This window comes from Gottfriedia acidiceleris (genome assembly GCF_002128425.1).
GTDB lineage: Bacteria > Bacillota > Bacilli > Bacillales > Bacillaceae_G > Gottfriedia > Gottfriedia acidiceleris.
The window spans coordinates 262,831-278,473 of record NZ_NESS01000005.1 but is presented as its reverse complement, the minus strand read 5'-3'; the positions used below and the strand labels follow the sequence as shown (position 1 = coordinate 278,473).

The following is a 15,643-nucleotide window of genomic DNA, read 5'->3' as shown; positions in this document are numbered from 1 at the left end:
ACATATTGAATGAAATTTGGGAAATAAATTAGAGAGAAAATTAGTGTATTGGAAGTGGAACAATGGTCGTAAGTATGACAGGGTATGGTAAAGCCATTTTGTCAAATGAACAGTACAAAATACATATTGAAATGAAAGCAGTTAATCATCGATACTTAGAGACAATCGTTCGGATGCCGAGACAATTATTAGCATATGAAGATGCAATTAAGAAAATTGTTGCTGAGTATACTAGTCGAGGTCGAGTTGAGGTTTTTGTTACAATTGAGGGCTTATTACAACGTACATTACAAATAGATGAAGGCTTAATTCAACAATATAAAAAAGCGATTGAAAATCTTTCAGGAAAAGAGCAAAATAAATCTTCTTATAATCCAATCGATTTATTAAAGCTACCTGAAGTTACTACAGTAAGTGAAGTAGAACAAATCAATGATAATTTTGAAGAATTATTATTATCAACTACTGAAAATGCATGTAAGCAATTTTTTGATGTTAAGTGTAAAGAAGGTAGACAACTTAAAAAAGATTTAATAGAAAGATTAACAGCAATTGAAGAATGTAAAAAACAAATTACTGTGCATTCTCCTCTTGTTTTGAAATCATATCGTGAAAAACTTCAATCTAAATTAGCGGAAGTTGAATTAACAGCGGTTGATGAGCAAAGATTATTAACAGAAATTATGCTCTTTGCAGATCGATGTGATATATCTGAAGAATTAGTTCGACTAACTAGCCATTTAGATTTGTTTAATGAAACTTTACAAATAAAAGAATCAATTGGGCGAAAATTAGATTTCATAGTACAAGAAATGAATCGAGAAGTGAATACGATTGGTTCTAAAGCGAACTCATTAGATATTTCGAAACAAGTTGTTGAAATTAAAAATAATCTTGAAAAAATTAGAGAGCAAGTTCAAAATATTGAATAATGTAAAAGATTTGTTTATAGTTGCAAAGGTCCGGTAACAATGTGAAATAGAAGACTAATTAATTTTTTATTAATTGACTCTGACACACCGAAGTAACAATAGATTGACCTTTAATAATTTAAACTGTCTAAGAATTAGAAGGGTAGGGTCATAAATGAGGCATGAAAGAGGCTTATTAATCGTACTTTCTGGTCCATCAGGAGTAGGTAAAGGTACGGTGCGTAAAGCTATTTTTGATAATAAGGATTTAGATCTGCAATATAGTATTTCGATGACGACAAGAAATCCTCGTGAAGGTGAAGTACATGGAGTAGATTATTTCTTTACATCAAAAGAAGATTTCAAACAAAAAATAAATGAAAATAAGTTTCTTGAGTGGGCAGAGTTTGTAGGTAATTACTATGGAACGCCAATCGATTATGTTGAAAAAACATTAAGCGAAGGAAAAGACATTTTCCTAGAAATTGAAGTTCAAGGTGCCCTACAAGTAAAAAAAGCTTTTCCTGAAGGGATTTTTATTTTCTTAGCCCCTCCAAGCATGAGAGAATTACAAAATAGAATTGTAACTAGAGGAACAGAAACTGAAGATGTGATTATGAATCGTATGAATGCAGCAAAAGAAGAGATTGAAATGATGGATGCATACGATTATGTAGTTGAAAATGATCAAGTTGAATTAGCTTGTGACCGTATTAAAGCAATTATTTTAAGTGAACATTTAAAACGTGAACGAGTTGCAAATTATTATAAAAGAATGATGGAGGCCGAATAAACTATGTTATATCCTTCGATTGACCGTTTATTAACAAAATTAGATTCAAAATATACGCTAGTAACAGTTGCTTCAAAGCGTGCTCGCGAAATGCAAGTAAATAAAGATATTCGTGTTGAAAAACCGATATCTGATAAATTTGTAGGAAAAGCATTAGAAGAAATTAATGCTGGTTTATTATCTTATCGTAAACTTGAAGAAGTTAAAGAAGATTAATATTTAACTGTGTGATGAGGCTGTCCCAAAACATTTGCTAATTATCCATATGACTGAAAGGACAACGTGGTGTTTAACACCTCCCCTAAAAGTTCGTGGTAATTAGACAAATGGGGGCAGTCTTATTTTTATGATAAAATGGCAGCTAGTAATTTAAGCGACGAAAAGCGCTAATTAAAGAAAAAAAGGATGAGTGCAAATAGGCTTCTGACTTTGATGTTTTAGGCCCATTCGCGGGTTTTCTTTATTGAAGCTTAGAACATTTATTTCAAACATATTTGTGGTATCTTAGACATAGAAAGTCCAAAAGACCTATTTTTTGACATTTTATATAGAAAGAATAAGATTTGAAAGGGTGAAGGTGAGTGGAACAAAAAAAGATTCTCCTATGTGTTACAGGTGGAATTGCGGTCTATAAAGCAGCAGCACTTACAAGTAAACTAGTACAAGCAGGATATGACGTTAAAGTAATGATGAGCCCTTCTGCAACTAAATTTGTGACACCTTTAACGTTTCAAGCTTTATCAAGAAATGATGTTTATATAGATACTTTTGATGAAAAAGATAGCTCGAAAATTGCACATATTGATTTAGGTGATTGGCCTGATTTAATAATCGTTGCTCCAGCAACTGCTAATACAATTGGAAAATTAGCAAATGGTCTTGGAGATGAAATGATTCAGGCAACATTACTAGCTGCAACTAAACCAGTTTGGATTGCACCAGCTATGAATGTTAATATGTATAACCATCCGATTGTACAAAAAAATATGAACGTATTAAAAGAAATTGGTCATCGATTTATTGAGCCAAATGAAGGGTATTTAGCTTGTGGCTATGTAGGGAAAGGTAGATTAGCAGAGCCTGAAGAAATCGTTCAATTTGTCAATGCACATTTCCAAAGAGAAGTTGGATTATTAAATGGTAAAAAAATTATCATTTCTGCCGGACCAACAGTTGAAAAAATTGATCCAGTTCGATTTGTTTCAAATCATTCAACGGGTAAGATGGGCTATAGTATCGCCGAAGTTGCAGTTTCTTTAGGAGCAGAGGTTATCCTTGTTTCTGGACCGACTAATTTAATGCCACCCAAAGGGTGTAAAGTTATCCAAACAGAGTCTGCTGAGCAAATGTTTGAAGCGATTTGGTCTCATTATGATGAGGCAGATGTTGTCATAAAAACGGCAGCGGTTGCAGATTACACACCTTCAACTACTTATGATCACAAAGTGAAAAAAGCTGAGGGTGATCTTTCAATTGCTTTTAAACGTACGAAAGATATTCTATTAACATTAGGTCAAAATAAAACACATCAAATTTTAGTAGGGTTTGCTGCAGAAACTGACCAAGTGGATGAGTATGCAAAGAGTAAACTATTAAAGAAAAATGCTGATATGATTGTTGCAAATGATGTTACGAAAATTGGGGCTGGTTTTGGATCTGATACGAATATTGTAACGATTTTTAAGCGGAATGGTGAAGTAAAGCCACTTCCTAAAATGAGTAAAAAAGAAGTAGCAAAAGAGTTACTGTTTGAAGTTCATCACTTATTAAATGAGGTAGAAAGATGACATACGCATCAGTTTTAGTTGATGTATCAGTCAGACAAACAGACCGTCCTTTTGATTATAAAGTACCAACTAGGTGGCAGGATGCAATACAACCTGGAATGCGTGTAATTGTTCCATTTGGGCCAAGGAAAGTTCAAGGTTTTGTATTGTCGATAAAAGAAACAACTAATTTGGAGAAGGTTAAAGAAATCGAAGAAGTTCTTGATGTCATGCCAGTTTTAACAGAAGAACTTCTTCTTTTAGGTTCTTATCTATCTAAAAAAACACTTTGTTTTTTTATTTCTGCATATCAAGCAATGCTTCCGACGGCTATTAAAGCTGTATATAAAAAACATGTTCAAGTAACATCTGAAGAAGCTTTAGATCAATTAGTTCCTGAATTAGCAAATCTATTTTCTGTCGTTAAAAGAAGAGAATGGATTGAAATAGAAAGTCTTGTTAGTAAAATATCATTAGTACAACGAGCAATTAAAGAAGGATTGCTTGAAATTGAATATGAAGTGAAAAATAAAGCAAATAAAAAAACAGAACGTGTAGTATCTCTATTAAAGGTATTAGACGAAGAATTGCCTTTGATCTCATCTCCACAACAAAAAGACATCATTGAATACTTACGTATGAATGGTGAAACAAGTGTGAAGGAGTTAAAAGAATGTCTTGGAATCACTGATTCACCTATAAAGACATTGGAGAAAAATGAGGTAATTACAATTAAAACAGTTGAAGTGTATCGTGATCCTTATGAAGGAAAGGAAATTGAACGATCTAAGCCTTTACCACTAATGGAAGAACAACAGATTGCATTTGAGCAAATCGTTTCTTCATTTCATGAAAAAAAGAATAAGATTCATCTTTTACATGGAGTAACAGGAAGTGGAAAGACAGAAGTTTATTTACAAGCCATTCAAGAGGTCTTATCAAAAGGGAAAGAAGCAATTGTATTAGTTCCAGAAATTTCACTTACCCCACAGATTGTAGGGCGTTTTAAAAGTCGATTTGGAAACGATGTTGCCGTTTTACACAGTGGCTTATCCATTGGTGAGAAATATGATGAATGGAGAAAGATTCAAAGAAAAGAAGTTAAGGTAGTAGTGGGTGCCCGTTCAGCTATATTTGCACCGTTTGAAAACATTGGAATGATTATCATTGATGAAGAACATGAGACGACGTATAAACAAGATGAACATCCAAGATACCATGCAAGAGATATTGCAATTTGGCGAGGAGAATATCATCATTGTCCGATCGTTTTAGGAAGTGCGACTCCTACTCTAGAATCATTTGCAAGAGCCAGTAAAGGTGTATACGAGTTAAATACAATGTCAAAAAGAGTTAATCAAGGCCCATTACCTGAAGTAGAAATAGTAGATATGAGAGAGCAGTTAAGAATCGGTAATCGTACGATGTTTTCTACAGCTTTACATGAAAAAATAATTGATCGATTAGAGAAGAAGGAACAAATCATCTTATTTTTAAACCGTCGAGGCTATTCTTCGTTTGTTATGTGTAGAGATTGTGGTTACACAATTCAGTGCCCCCATTGTGAGGTTTCCTTAACTTATCATAAACATAATCATCATTTAAAATGTCATTATTGCGGATATGAAACATATATGCCAAAGCAATGCCCATCTTGCCAAAGTGAACATATTCGATTTTTTGGAACTGGGACGCAGAAGGTAGAGGAAGCTATTACAAAAACCTATCCAGAAGCAAGAGTAATTAGAATGGATAATGATACGACTAGTCGTAAAGGTGCCCACGAAAAAATGCTTAAGCAATTTGGTAACGGTGAGGCTGATATATTACTAGGTACACAGATGATTGCAAAAGGACTTGATTTTCCGAATGTTACATTAGTTGGTGTTTTAGCAGCAGATAGTTCACTCCATTTACCAGATTTCAGAGCAAGTGAGCGAACATTTAGCCTATTGACCCAAGTAAGTGGAAGAGCTGGTCGTCATGAAAAACCAGGTGAAGTAGTAATACAAACATATTCGCCAGAGCATTATAGTATTGAATTAGCTAAAACACAGAACTATGTTGCGTTTTATGAAGAAGAAATGAAAATAAGACGCTCATTTCGATATCCACCTTTTTATTATTTAGTTTTAATATCAATAGCCCATAATGATTTAATCAAAACAGTAAAAGTAAGCGAACAAATTGCAGGCTATTTAAGAGAATACTTATCAGAAGGGTCAATTGTACTAGGCCCAGTAGCATCACCAATCGCAAAAATAAAAGACCATTTCCGTTATCAATGTGTGATAAAATACAAATCTGAACCTGCACTCTATGACGTGCTAAACAAAATTCAACAATACTACCAAGACGAAACGGACAAAGGCAAACTACAATTAACAATCGACTTTCAACCTACAATGTTTATGTAACGAAAAGCGGAAGGCGTTTGCTCAGCCCCGACAAGCATAAGACAAAGACCTTTTTATAGAAATAAAATTAAACGTACAATCAAGATAGGAGTTGTGAAATTGGCTTTATTAAAAATAGTAGAATATCCAAATGAAGTACTTGAAACAGCTTGTGAAAAAGTAACGTCATTTGATAAAAATTTAGTAAAACTTTTAAATAACATGTATGAGACAATGCTGGCAGCAGATGGAGTTGGATTAGCAGCTCCACAAGTTGGAATTTTGCAACAAGTAGCAGTAGTTGATGTTGAAGATGAGAATGGAAGAATCGATTTAATTAATCCAATCGTAATGGAAACAAAAGGCGAGCAAACTGATGTTGAAGGTTGTTTAAGTTTCCCTAACTTATATGGTGATGTAACAAGACCTAGCTATGCAAAAATTAAAGCGCAAAATAAACGTGGAAAATATTTTATTATAGAAGCTCGTGGATTTTTAGCTCGTGCACTTTTACATGAAATTGATCATTTAAATGGAGTTTTATTCACTTCTAAAGTCTCAAAATACTATGAAGAAAGTGAATTAGAAGGGTAGGCAAAAAAATGACAAAGATCGTTTTTATGGGGACGCCAGATTTTTCTGTTCCTGTTTTAAGAAGATTAATTGAAGAAGGATATGATGTAGTAGGTGTAGTAACTCAGCCAGATCGTCCTGTTGGTCGAAAAAGAGTGCTAACTCCGCCTCCTGTTAAAGTAGAGGCTTTAAAATATAATATTCCAGTTTTACAACCAGAAAAAATAAGACTTCCAGAAGAAACAGAAAAAGTGTTGGCATTGAAGCCAGATTTAATTGTCACTGCAGCTTTTGGACAAATTCTTCCTACAGATATTCTTGAAGCTCCTAAATTTGGTTGTATAAATGTACATGCTTCATTGCTACCAGAATTACGTGGTGGAGCTCCAATTCATTATTCAATTATACAAGGTAAGAGTGAGACTGGTGTAACGATAATGTATATGGTTGAAAAGTTAGATGCTGGTGATATGTTAGCGAAAGTTGTTGTTCCAATTGAAGAAAAAGATCACGTTGGAACGCTTCACGATAAATTAAGCATTGCTGGTGCAAATTTACTTTCAGAAACAATTCCACCATTATTAAAAGGTGAAATTACTGCAGAGAAGCAAGATGAAAGTAAAGTAAGCTTTGCAAAGAATATTAAGCGTGAAGAAGAACAAATTAATTGGCCAAAAACTGGTGAAGAGATTTATAATCACGTAAGAGGTTTACACCCTTGGCCAGTAGCTTATACTACATTAAACGGAGAAGTTTTAAAAGTTTGGTGGGGTGAAAAAGTAAAAACGAATCAAAATTCTACTCCAGGTGAAATAATTGATGTAATAAACGATGGCATACTAGTGGCAACAGGTAATGATACTGCTATCAAAATTACTGATTTACAGCCTGCTGGTAAAAAGCGAATGGAAGCAAAGCAATATATTAATGGTGCAGGTTCTTTTATTGAACGTGGAATGAAGTTAGGAGAATAACATGAGTAAAAATGTACGAGAGATTGCTTTAGAGGCACTTCTTTCAGTTTATAAAAATCAATCGTATAGTAATTTGTTAGTAAATAACTATATTCAAAAGAATGATTTATCTTCTGCTGATTCGGGACTATTAACAGAAATAATCTATGGAACAATCCAAAGAGATCAATTATTAGATTTTTATTTAGAACCATTCATAAAAAATCAGAAGAAATTAGAAGAATGGGTTTATATATTAATAAAACTTTCATTATATCAATTGCATTTTTTAGATCGTATACCTGCTCACGCAGTTTTAAATGAAGCTGTTAATATTGCTAAAAAGCGAGGCCATAAAGGGATTGCTTCTTTAGTAAATGGGGTTTTAAGAAATATTCAAAGAAATGGTTTACGATCAATCGATGAAATAAAGGACCCAATCGAAAAGCTTTCAATTGAAACGAATCATCCTAACTGGTTAATTGAACAATGGGTAAAAGAATTCGGAGTGGAAGAAACGAGAAAAATGTGTGAAGAGAACATACTTCCACCGTTTCAAACTGCAAGAGTTAATACAATGAAAGCTTCAAGAGAAGAAGTACTCAAAATGCTTGAAGATGAAGGAGTACAGGTCAAGGAAGGAAAACTGTCCCCATTTGCAATAGAAATCCAAAAAGGAAATGTTGCTCATACGAATGCATTTAAAGAAGGTTTTCTATCAATTCAAGATGAGAGTTCGATGTTAGTTGCACAAGTACTTGGTGTTAAAAAGGGTGACGATATATTAGATACTTGTGCAGCACCTGGTGGGAAATCAACACATATTGCTGAATTGTTAGGCGGTACTGGATCAGTCACTTCATTAGATTTACACAAGCATAAAGTAAAGTTAATAAAAGAACAAGCTAATCGTTTAGGGTTAGATAATATAGAAACGAAAGCTCTTGATGCAAGAAATGCACCTGAAGAGTTTGAAGGAAGATTATTTGATAAAGTATTAGTTGATGCACCATGTTCTGGTTTAGGGGTTATTCGTCGGAAGCCAGATATTTTATTAAAAAAGAATGCTACTGATGTGACAAATTTACAAAGAGTTCAGAAGTCTATATTAGACGAAGCTTCAAAGCTAGTTAAGCCAGGTGGAACTTTAGTATATAGTACTTGTACAGTTGGACATGAAGAAAATATTGATGTTGTTGAAGCTTTTTTAGACGAGCATCTTGATTATGAATTAGATCATTCATTAATTGATTATGTTCCGGAAAAATTAAATAAAAATAAATCGGTTCAAAAAGGGTATGTACAGCTACTACCACATTATTTTGGAACGGATGGATTTTTTATTGCAAGATTAAGGAAGAAGGTGTAACGTTGAAATTAGAAAATACTACAAATTCAGTCAAAATAGAAAAAACTCATAAGCCCTCAATTTACTCGTTAAAAGTGAGTGATATAGAGGATTGGTTAAAGGCGCAAAAGCAGCAGGCTTTCCGTGCTAAGCAAATTTATAATTGGCTATACGTACAACGAGTTGAAAGCTTTGAAGAAATGCAAAATATTCCAAAAGATCTACGTATGTTACTTGAAGAGAATTTTACAATAACGACATTAAAAACATTAGTTAAACAAACCTCTTCAGATGGTACTATGAAGTTTTTATTTGAGTTACATGACGGATATTCGATTGAAACTGTTTTAATGAGACATAATTATGGCAATTCTGTATGTGTAACGACACAAGTTGGTTGTCGAATTGGATGTACTTTTTGTGCATCAACTCTTGGCGGTTTAAAACGAAATCTTGAAGCTGGTGAAATCGTTGCACAAGTATTAGAAGTACAACGTGCTATTGATGAAGTTGAAGAAAGAGTTAGCTCAATCGTAGTTATGGGTATAGGCGAGCCATTTGATAACTATAATGGTTTAATGGATTTCTTAAGAATTGTTAATTCTGATAAAGGTCTTAACATTGGTGCAAGACATATTACAGTATCAACAAGTGGAATCATTCCAAAAATCTATAACTTTGCAGATGAAGGGCTTCAAATTAATTTCGCGATTTCATTACATGCTCCTAACAGTGAGTTGCGTTCTAAATTAATGCCAATTAATCGTGCATATAAATTACCGGATTTAATGGACGCTGTACGTTACTATGTTGAAAAGACAGGTAGACGTGTAACGTTTGAATATGGTTTATTCGGTGGTGAAAATGATCAAGTTGAGCATGCAGAAGAACTTTCTAAGTTACTTAAAGGAGTTAAATGTCATGTTAATTTAATTCCGGTAAACTATGTACCTGAAAGAGATTACGTAAGAACTCCTAAGGAACAAATTTTTGCATTTGAAAAAGTACTAAAAAATAATGGAGTTAATGTTACAATTCGTCGTGAACAAGGTCATGATATAGATGCAGCTTGTGGACAGTTGCGTGCAAAGGAGCGTAAAGAGGAGACGAGGTGAAAGAATGCAAACTTTTTTTCAAACTGATACGGGGAAAGTTCGAGAGCATAATGAAGATAGCGTAGGTATATTTACGAACGATTTAGGAATCGTATTAGCTGTAGTTGCTGACGGAATGGGTGGTCATTTAGCTGGTGAAGTTGCAAGTATGATGGCGATCAATTTCCTCGAAGCAGAGTGGAAAAATACTAGTAATTTTGAAACACCAATAGAAGCCGAATCATGGCTAAAAAATATTGTAGCACAATTAAATACAAACTTATTAGTTCATTCAGAGCAAAATGAAGAGTGCAAGGGTATGGGGACTACCCTTGAAGCGATTATTTGTACTCCTTTATTTTTTACGATTGCACATATAGGTGATAGTAGAAGTTATTTGAGGAATGATGAAGGGTTTAAGCAAATAACAGATGATCACACTTTCGTCGCTGAACTCGTTAAATTCGGGCAAATTTCGATGGAGGATGCAGAAATTCATCCTCGTAAAAATGTTATTACGCGAGCACTTGGTACAGAGGAAACGGTTGATGTTGATATTAAAACTTTAACTTGGGAAGAAGATGATTTAATCATTTTATGTTCAGATGGTTTATCGAATAAAATATCAAATGAACTTTTTTATGAAAAATTAAATGAAAATCTACCAATAGAAATTCTCGGTAACCAGTTGATTTCACTCGCAAATGATCTTGGTGGAGAAGATAATATCACACTTGCCATTATTAAGTTTGAGCCTAGAGATATAGAGAAAGGGTGATGATGAGCGTGATTATTGGTAGACGCCTAAACGACCGATATAAGATCTTAAAATTAATTGGTAGTGGTGGTATGGCAAACGTTTATTTAGCCCGTGATATGATACTAGATCGAGATGTAGCTGTAAAAATGTTAAAAGCTGATTTCTCAAACGACCCTGATTTCTTAAGAAGATTTCAACGTGAAGCATATTCAGTTACGTCACTAGCTCATCCAAATATCGTAAGCTCATATGACGTTGGGGAAGAAGATGGATTACAATATATCGTTATGGAATACGTTGAAGGTGATACTTTAAAGGAGTATATTCAGCATCATACACCAATAAAACCAAAAGAAGTATTGAGGATTATGGAACAATTAGCCTCAGCTTTAGCGCATGCGCATCATTTTCAAATCGTTCATAGAGATGTAAAACCGCAAAACATATTAATTAATAATGAAGGAAATGTAAAAGTAACTGATTTTGGAATTGCAACAGCTTCGACAGCAGCAACAATTACGCAAACAAATTCAGTACTTGGTTCTGTTCATTACCTTTCACCTGAACAAGCAAGAGGTGGGGTTGCAAATAAAAAATCAGATATTTATTCTTTAGGTATTGTAATGTTTGAGCTTTTAACTGGAAAACTACCGTTTTCAGGTGAAAGTGCAGTTGCGATTGCATTAAAACATTTACAAAGCGAAGTTCCACCACCAACAAAATTTAATCCTGAAATACCACAAAGCGTTGAAAATATAGTTTTAAAAGCTACTGCCAAAGATATCTTTTATCGATATGATACAGCAGATGATATGAAGCTAGATTTACAAACTGCTTTAGATAGTAATCGTATGAATGAAAAACCTTTTGTGATCCCTACAAATGATGATGAAACAAAGGTAATTCCGATCATAAAGGATATTCCTGTATCAACTAATGATGATACTGTTGTCGTACCGACAAAGAAAATATCAACCAAAGAAAAAGAACCTGTCAAAAAAGAACCGGATAACTTAAAACGGAAGAAGAAAAATTCATTCGCAAAGTTTATTATTGGTACATTTATTGCACTTTTAATTGGTGGTTTGTTAGCTATAACATTGATTCCTGCATTATTCTTACCTGAAGATGTAAAAATTCCAGATGTTAAAGATATGACTTACGAAAGTGCGGTTACACTGCTTGCATCAAAAGGGCTAAAGATAAGCGATCCAAAAGAAATTTTTGATGATGAAGTTGATGAAGGAAAAGTAGTAAAAACTTCTCCAAATATTGGAGAAACGGTTAAAGAAAATTCATCGATAACAATTTATAAATCAAAAGGTAAAAAAAGTAACGAGATGGAAGACCTAAAAGGTTTCCAATACAACACGATAAAATCTAGATTACAAGACGATTATCGCTCTGTTTCAACGCATTTTATCGAAAGTGATGAACGTGAAGGTGAAATAATCGACCAATCTCCGAATATGGGGGCTGAAGTCGTTCCATCAGAAACAGATTTAAATGTATGGATTAGTAAAGGGTCATCTACAATCACTCTTCGTGACTTAAAAGGATGGTCTAGAAAAGATGTTGAAACCTATGCAGGTGATAATAACCTAAAGCTTAACGTAACCAAAGAAGATTCTGGAACAGTTGCTGAAAATCATGTTATTTCTCAATCTCCATCTGCTAACGTTGCAGTAAAAGAAGGGGATACATTAAATGTCGTTATTTCTTCTGGAAAACAAAAAGAAAAGACGAAAAAAGTAACAATCAATGTACAAGTACCATATAACCCAACCAATCCTGGTTCACCTCAGCTAATTGAGGTATTTATTAGGGATAAAAATAATAATGGTGAAAAACCTGCAATTTCAAAATCGATCACCGAAACAACTACTATACCAGTAGAAGTGACAATTGATCCTGGACAAACTGCTTCCTATAAAATTGTTAAAGATGGTCAAGTTATTGCAGAAAGAGATGTACCTTATCCATCGAATTAAAGAGCTGTAGGAGTGAGTATATGCCAGAAGGCAAAATCATAAAAGCATTGAGTGGATTTTATTATGTCGAAACAGATGAGACAGTTGTTGCTTGTCGTGGCAGAGGGAATTTTCGTAATAAGAAAATAACACCGCTAGTTGGAGACGAGGTAGAATACCATATTGAAAAAAGTGGAGAAGGTTATCTACTTGAAGTTAAAGAACGAAAAAATGAACTTGTTCGACCTCCAATTGCAAACGTTGATCAAGCAATTTTAGTTTTTTCAGCAGTAGAGCCTGATTTTTCTCCAATATTATTAGATCGCTTCCTTGTTTTAATTGAGTTTAATGAAATTAAACCTTTAATTGTCATAACGAAAATAGATTTGTGTTCAGAAACACAATTAAAATTAGTATATGAATACGTTTCTTATTATCGCCAAATTGGATATGAAGTATGTTTAACTTCTTCAAAAACAGAGGAAGGATTAGAAAAAGTACTTCCGCATATGTCGAATAAAATATCTGTTTTTGCAGGACAATCCGGCGTTGGTAAGTCAACATTACTTAATGCAATTAATCCCGAGCTCGATTTAAAAACAGGTATAATATCCACTCATTTAGGACGAGGAAAACATACAACTAGACATGTTGAATTAATAAAAATTGGACAGGGGTTAGTTGCAGATACACCTGGTTTTAGTTCATTAGAATTTCTAGGAATTGAAGCCGAAGATTTATCGTATTGTTTTGTGGAAATGCGTGAAAAAAGTCAAGAGTGTAAATTTAGAGGTTGTACCCACTTAAAAGAACCAAAATGTGCCGTAAAAGCTGCGGTTGAAAGTGGGGAAATTTCTCCTAAACGATATGATCATTATGTATCATTCATAGAAGAAATAAGAGACAGAAAGCCGAGGTATTAATCATGGTTAAAATTGCACCATCAATCCTTTCAGCGAATTTTGCTAAACTTGGAGAAGAAATTTTAGATGTAGAACGTGGAGGAGCAGATTATATTCATGTCGACGTAATGGATGGTCATTTTGTACCAAATATTACAATTGGACCACTAATTGTAGAAGCAATTAGACCAGTGACGAAACTTCCACTCGATGTACATTTAATGATTGAAAAACCTGATCAATACATAGAACAATTTGTAAAAGCAGGGGCGGACATTATTACGGTTCATGTTGAAGCGTGTACACATTTACACCGTACGATCCAAACGATTAAATCATTTGGTATTAAAGCAGGAGTCGTTCTTAATCCAGCAACCCCAGTTTCTACAATTGAACAGATTATTGATGATGTCGATATGGTCCTTTTAATGACGGTTAATCCTGGCTTTGGAGGACAGAAATTTATTCATTCAGTTGTTCCTAAAATTAAACAAGTTGCTAATTTAATTAAAGAACGCAATTTATCGGTTGAAATCGAAATAGACGGTGGCGTTGACGAACATACTGCTAAACTTTGTATCGATGCTGGTGCTACTGTATTAGTAGCCGGTTCAGCAGTATATAATAAGGAAGACAGAAAAGAAGCAATAGCGAAAATTAGAGGATAATGTAATCGTCTAAAAATTGCATGGAAAATCTAATGATGAAATAAAAAATGCAATCGACTTCGATTGCATTTTTTTTAAAGGTGGAAAAAAGTTGATTATACATATTGTAGGTGCAGGACCGAAATCGAATACAATTACTGAAATTACTCAAAAAGACGAGAACCAGATGCTCATTGGTGTAGATAATGGAGCTCATTACTTAATTGAAGAAGGTCTAATTCCAGAGGTAATATTCGGTGATTTTGATTCTTTAAGCGATGAAAATTTAGAAAAGATAAAAAGACTTGTCCCAAATGTTTTTATTTACCCTCCTGAAAAAGATGAAACAGATTTAGAACTTGCTATTCAATGGGCAATTACACAAAAACCAGAAAAGATTTTCATCCATTGTGTAACTGGAAAACGTTTAGACCACGAATTTGGAAGTATTACATTATTAATTAAATTTATGAATTCGCATGTTCCAATAAAAATCGTTGATGAATATAACGAAATATATGCCATTAAGAACGGTACTCATTTTATTCGTAAAATGGAGCATTTTAAATATGTATCCTTTTTTTCATTGGGTGCAAAAGTAGAGAATTTAACATTAAAAGGGTTTAAATACCCACTAACAAATCATTTATTGGAGATTGGATCATCACTATGTGTGAGCAATGAATTGCTAGAGGATGAAGGGTCTATTTCATTTAGCGAAGGCATAGCATTAGTAGTAAGGAGCAAAGATTAACAATTTCATGTCATAGTTTTCGCTCATCGCAAGTAGAATGTAATAGGATTAATCTTTTCCTTAAAAATGCTAGAAAGCTTGTAGGAGGGAAAGCATGAGATTTTATACGATTAAATTACCTAAATTTCTTGGTGGACTTGTTCGCGCCATGCTGAGTACATTTAAAAAAGACGCTTAGTTGGAGTAAGGTTTTTTGGTTAGAGGCAATAGGAATCATAAAAAAAGTAAAAAAGCATAGCGGATCGCTATGCTTTTTAGTACGTTAATAAATTAAACGCGCTCAATTTTACCTGATTTTAATGCTCTCGCTGAAACGTAAACACGCTTTGGTTTACCGTTTACTAAAATACGAACTTTTTGAAGGTTAGCACCCCAAGTACGTTTTGAAGCATTCATAGCGTGAGAGCGACTGTTACCAGAACGAGACTTTCTACCTGTGATTACACAAACACGAGCCATCTATTTCCCTCCTAACAAAAAACGGAATAACATTTCAATGATTATTTTCATTCAAACACTACTATAATTTATCATACCGCTCTACTTAATGCAACAGTTATTGGTAAGTTGTTCAAGAAAAAAACCTTGACATCGAAATGTATGATATACTAAATATTATAGAGGGACCTTAGACTTATCTTAAAAGAAATTCATCAAAAATTGTATTTTCTATAATTAACCAAGAATATTATTGAAATGCTAATAATACTAGTGAGTCAATAGAATTATTTTGGAAAAAGGTATACAATAATAAGTAAGTAGTATAACTAACTATA

Annotated in this window: 16 protein-coding genes; 15 read left to right on the top strand and 1 reads right to left on the bottom strand. The window is 33.6% G+C overall.

Translation table 11 applies throughout. The features are described 5' to 3' along the window. The first annotated feature begins 62 nt into the window (after positions 1-62). The 15 genes from B6K90_RS11930 (at position 63) to spoVM (ending at position 15,045) form a co-directional block, all read left to right on the top strand. Positions 63-932, top strand: coding sequence for a YicC/YloC family endoribonuclease (locus B6K90_RS11930; RefSeq protein WP_088012993.1), 870 nt, complete (start codon positions 63-65; stop codon positions 930-932). A gap of 154 nt (positions 933-1,086) precedes the next feature. Further along, a complete protein-coding gene (gene gmk, locus B6K90_RS11925; protein WP_088012992.1) occupies positions 1,087-1,704 on the top strand; it encodes a guanylate kinase in 618 nt (205 codons plus the stop codon). A gap of 3 nt (positions 1,705-1,707) precedes the next feature. Further along, on the top strand, positions 1,708-1,920 hold the full coding sequence (gene rpoZ, locus B6K90_RS11920) for a DNA-directed RNA polymerase subunit omega (protein WP_088012991.1): 213 nt from the start codon (positions 1,708-1,710) through the stop codon (positions 1,918-1,920). A 365-nt stretch (positions 1,921-2,285) separates the two neighbouring features. Continuing rightward, entirely contained in the window at positions 2,286-3,491 is a 1,206-nt protein-coding gene (gene coaBC, locus B6K90_RS11915) for a bifunctional phosphopantothenoylcysteine decarboxylase/phosphopantothenate--cysteine ligase CoaBC (RefSeq protein ID WP_088012990.1), read from the top strand. After that, the gene (gene priA / locus B6K90_RS11910; RefSeq protein WP_088012989.1) at positions 3,488-5,887 is read left to right on the top strand and encodes a primosomal protein N'; all 2,400 of its coding nucleotides are present in this window, start codon (positions 3,488-3,490) and stop codon (positions 5,885-5,887) included. The genes coaBC and priA overlap by 4 nt, the downstream gene beginning before the upstream one ends. Before the next feature lie 99 nt (positions 5,888-5,986). Beyond that, complete coding sequence (gene def / locus B6K90_RS11905) at positions 5,987-6,460, top strand: peptide deformylase (protein ID WP_088012988.1); 474 nt, start codon at positions 5,987-5,989, stop codon at positions 6,458-6,460. Between the two features lie 8 nt (positions 6,461-6,468). Next, positions 6,469-7,413, top strand: a complete 945-nt coding sequence (fmt, locus tag B6K90_RS11900; protein WP_088012987.1) for a methionyl-tRNA formyltransferase — start codon at positions 6,469-6,471, stop codon at positions 7,411-7,413. 1 nt (position 7,414) lies between these two features. After that, positions 7,415-8,761, top strand: coding sequence for a 16S rRNA (cytosine(967)-C(5))-methyltransferase RsmB (rsmB, locus tag B6K90_RS11895; RefSeq protein ID WP_088012986.1), 1,347 nt, complete (start codon positions 7,415-7,417; stop codon positions 8,759-8,761). Positions 8,762-8,763: 2 nt separating this feature from the next. Beyond that, positions 8,764-9,855, top strand: a complete 1,092-nt coding sequence (gene rlmN, locus B6K90_RS11890) for a 23S rRNA (adenine(2503)-C(2))-methyltransferase RlmN (protein ID WP_167555350.1) — start codon at positions 8,764-8,766, stop codon at positions 9,853-9,855. 4 nt (positions 9,856-9,859) lie between these two features. Beyond that, positions 9,860-10,612: a Stp1/IreP family PP2C-type Ser/Thr phosphatase gene (locus B6K90_RS11885; RefSeq protein ID WP_088012984.1), complete on the top strand. Its 753-nt coding sequence runs from the start codon at positions 9,860-9,862 to the stop codon at positions 10,610-10,612. 8 nt (positions 10,613-10,620) lie between these two features. Beyond that, entirely contained in the window at positions 10,621-12,585 is a 1,965-nt protein-coding gene (gene pknB, locus B6K90_RS11880; RefSeq protein ID WP_088013108.1) for a Stk1 family PASTA domain-containing Ser/Thr kinase, read from the top strand. Between the two features lie 20 nt (positions 12,586-12,605). Further along, positions 12,606-13,487: a ribosome small subunit-dependent GTPase A gene (gene rsgA, locus B6K90_RS11875; RefSeq protein WP_088012983.1), complete on the top strand. Its 882-nt coding sequence runs from the start codon at positions 12,606-12,608 to the stop codon at positions 13,485-13,487. A 2-nt stretch (positions 13,488-13,489) separates the two neighbouring features. After that, positions 13,490-14,134, top strand: coding sequence for a ribulose-phosphate 3-epimerase (gene rpe, locus B6K90_RS11870; protein WP_088012981.1), 645 nt, complete (start codon positions 13,490-13,492; stop codon positions 14,132-14,134). A 91-nt stretch (positions 14,135-14,225) separates the two neighbouring features. Next, complete coding sequence (locus B6K90_RS11865; RefSeq protein ID WP_167555349.1) at positions 14,226-14,867, top strand: thiamine diphosphokinase; 642 nt, start codon at positions 14,226-14,228, stop codon at positions 14,865-14,867. A gap of 94 nt (positions 14,868-14,961) precedes the next feature. Beyond that, on the top strand, positions 14,962-15,045 hold the full coding sequence (spoVM, locus tag B6K90_RS11860; protein WP_056470930.1) for a stage V sporulation protein SpoVM: 84 nt from the start codon (positions 14,962-14,964) through the stop codon (positions 15,043-15,045). A 92-nt stretch (positions 15,046-15,137) separates the two neighbouring features. Here the strand turns inward: spoVM and rpmB are convergent, their stop codons facing one another. After that, complete coding sequence (rpmB, locus tag B6K90_RS11855) at positions 15,138-15,326, bottom strand: 50S ribosomal protein L28 (RefSeq protein ID WP_025568947.1); 189 nt, start codon at positions 15,324-15,326, stop codon at positions 15,138-15,140. Positions 15,327-15,643 lie beyond the last annotated feature (317 nt).

Coding starts and splice junctions, on each gene's coding strand:
- B6K90_RS11930 (WP_088012993.1), top strand. CDS start 63: ATGGTCGTAAGTATGACAGGGTATGGTAAAGCCATTTTGTCAAATGAA.
- gmk (WP_088012992.1), top strand. CDS start 1,087: ATGAGGCATGAAAGAGGCTTATTAATCGTACTTTCTGGTCCATCAGGA.
- rpoZ (WP_088012991.1), top strand. CDS start 1,708: ATGTTATATCCTTCGATTGACCGTTTATTAACAAAATTAGATTCAAAA.
- priA (WP_088012989.1), top strand. CDS start 3,488: ATGACATACGCATCAGTTTTAGTTGATGTATCAGTCAGACAAACAGAC.
- fmt (WP_088012987.1), top strand. CDS start 6,469: ATGACAAAGATCGTTTTTATGGGGACGCCAGATTTTTCTGTTCCTGTT.
- rsmB (WP_088012986.1), top strand. CDS start 7,415: ATGAGTAAAAATGTACGAGAGATTGCTTTAGAGGCACTTCTTTCAGTT.
- B6K90_RS11885 (WP_088012984.1), top strand. CDS start 9,860: ATGCAAACTTTTTTTCAAACTGATACGGGGAAAGTTCGAGAGCATAAT.
- rsgA (WP_088012983.1), top strand. CDS start 12,606: ATGCCAGAAGGCAAAATCATAAAAGCATTGAGTGGATTTTATTATGTC.
- rpe (WP_088012981.1), top strand. CDS start 13,490: ATGGTTAAAATTGCACCATCAATCCTTTCAGCGAATTTTGCTAAACTT.
- spoVM (WP_056470930.1), top strand. CDS start 14,962: ATGAGATTTTATACGATTAAATTACCTAAATTTCTTGGTGGACTTGTT.
- rpmB (WP_025568947.1), bottom strand. CDS start 15,326: ATGGCTCGTGTTTGTGTAATCACAGGTAGAAAGTCTCGTTCTGGTAAC.